Genomic DNA, 2,171 nt, shown 5'->3' with positions numbered 1-2,171 from the left:
CCGCGCGATACAGTAAGGTAATGCGGCAGAGCCGGGACGGACAGATGAGCGAAATCGTCATCACAAAGGAAGACGGGCCCCGCGCCGGCCGCTATGTCGCCCGGATCGACGGCATCGATGCCGAAGGCGAGATCACCTGCACGCACGAGAGACCCGGCGTGAGCAGCGCGAACCATACCGGCGTGCCGGACGCGATGGGTAGGCACGGTGCGGCCAGAGCGCTGCTGAAATTAATGCTGGACGATGCCCGCACCGATGGATTCAAGATCATCCCTATCTGTCCCTGTGTGCGCGGTCAGTATGCCAAGCATCCCGAATGGACCGGCCTGTTCACGACCAGGCCCGGCGAAAAACCCAGAGACTTCGCTTGACCTCACGTCTGGCGAGAAAATGAAACAGAGGACCGGAAACGTGCAACAGATCGTTCTGAAACAGTATTGCAATGGTGCGCCGCAGCCGGAGGATTTCCAGCTTGAAACACTGGCACTGCCGGAGCCGAAGGACGGACAATTCCGTGTACGGCATATCTGGTGTTCGGTGGACCCTGGCACGCGCTCACGCCTTTCAGGCGGTGACAGCTATGCCGCCGCGCTGCCGCTCGGCAAGCCGATTGACGGCTTCAGCGTCGGCATGATTGAGGCGAGCAACAATCCTGACTGGGAGGTGGGCACCAAGGTATTCTGCGCGGGAGGCTGGAAAACTCATTCGCTGCAATCGGGAAAAGGTTTCATTGGCAAGGTGATGGATGTACCCGGCGTGCCGCTGTCAGCCTGGATAGGTGTGCTGGGCGTGCCCGGTCTTACCGCCTGGTTTGGTACGAAGGATGTCGCGCGTTTCAAGGAAGGTGACGCCGTGCTGGTCACTTCGGCAGCCGGCCCGGTCGGCGCCACCGCCGGCCAGCTGGCGAAAGCCTGGGGCGCCTCGAAGGTCGTCGGCGTCGCCGGGTCAAAGGCAAAGTGTGACTGGCTGCTGAACGAGGCCGGTTTTGATGGCGCAATCAACTACAAGACTGACGGAGACCTGACCGCCGCGATCGCCGCAGAATTCCCGAAAGGCGTCGATGTCCTGTTCGACAATGTCGGCAACGCGATGGTCAACCGCGTGCTGCCGCTGATGGCGCTGTACGGGCGCATCTGCATCTCCGGCCAGGTCGCCGACTATAATCTGACCCCGGAGCAAACGCCGGGTATCGTCAACACAAAGCCCTTCATCACCCACCGGGTGAACATGCAAGGCCTCGTCGTATTCGACTTTATGCGCAGCTTCCCCGAAGCCCTGGGTACGATGGCGAAGATGATCGCTAGCGGACAATTGAAGATCCAGGAAGAACGCTTCGACGCAATCGCCTCGATGCCGGAAGCCTTCTGCGGCCTGTTCCGGGGCGAGAATTCCGGGCGGCGGGTTGTAAAGGTCGGGGCGGAGTAGCGGGCCAACGCACTCCTCTTTCCATCTTGTGATCCCGGCAAAAGCTGGGACAGGTAGGGTCAGCACCTGCCGGGCGCTTAAGAAAAGAAGCCGGCAAGGTTTCCCCTGCCGGCTTCTTTTACATCTGAAGACGATACCGGCGCTCAGGCCGCGATGTCGGCTTCCGAGAAGAACTGCGCGATTTCGAGTGCAGCGTTCTCGGCCGAGTCTGAGCCATGCACCGAGTTTTCGCCAATCGACTTGGCGAAAAGTTTGCGGATCGTGCCGTCAGCGGCCTGGGCAGGGTTGGTGGCGCCCATCACATCGCGGTATTTCGTGATGGCGTCTGCGCCTTCGAGGACCTGCACGACCACCGGGCCGGAAATCATGAAGTCGACCAGTTCTCCGAAGAAGGGGCGCTCACGGTGAACACCGTAGAAGCGTTCGGCCTGGGCGCGGGTCATCTGGATGCGGCGCTGGCCGATGATGCGCAGGCCGGCCTTCTCGATGACAGCGTTGATGGCGCCGGTGAGGTTACGCTCGGTGGCGTCCGGCTTGATGATGGAAAAGGTACGCTGCACGGCCATGAGGGCTTCCTGAATCTGTGGGTTGCGGATTTGCGCGGCCTATAGCGGCCCCGCCGCCCGGCGGCAACAGGCCAGAGGTGGCCCACCTGTCGCCGAAAAGTCACGGGGCGGAAATATTAAGGAACATCTGATCAGTTTCCGTTCCCGGCGTTGTTGCTGATGTGCAGCGTTTTGAGCGCC

General features: G+C 61.2%; 3 protein-coding genes. 2 read left to right on the top strand and 1 reads right to left on the bottom strand.

Translation table 11 applies throughout. From position 1 onward, the window contains the following. Together WEA77_RS07570 and WEA77_RS07565 are read left to right on the top strand one after the other, a co-directional pair. Positions 1-371, top strand: a 371-nt coding sequence (locus WEA77_RS07570) for a GNAT family N-acetyltransferase (protein WP_368067258.1), incomplete at its 5' end; no start/stop codon positions are given. A 40-nt stretch (positions 372-411) separates the two neighbouring features. After that, positions 412-1,425, top strand: a complete 1,014-nt coding sequence (locus WEA77_RS07565; protein WP_368067257.1) for an NADP-dependent oxidoreductase — start codon at positions 412-414, stop codon at positions 1,423-1,425. A gap of 143 nt (positions 1,426-1,568) precedes the next feature. On the opposite strand, the gene ndk is transcribed toward WEA77_RS07565, so the two are convergent. After that, on the bottom strand, positions 1,569-1,991 hold the full coding sequence (gene ndk / locus WEA77_RS07560; protein ID WP_368067256.1) for a nucleoside-diphosphate kinase: 423 nt from the start codon (positions 1,989-1,991) through the stop codon (positions 1,569-1,571). Positions 1,992-2,171: the final 180 nt, after the last annotated feature.

Origin of the sequence: Hyphomonas sp. (genome assembly GCF_040882205.1) — a bacterium.
Taxonomy (GTDB): domain Bacteria; phylum Pseudomonadota; class Alphaproteobacteria; order Caulobacterales; family Hyphomonadaceae; genus Hyphomonas.
The sequence above is the reverse complement of the archived record's forward strand: the minus strand, read 5'-3'. Positions and strand labels throughout refer to the sequence as shown.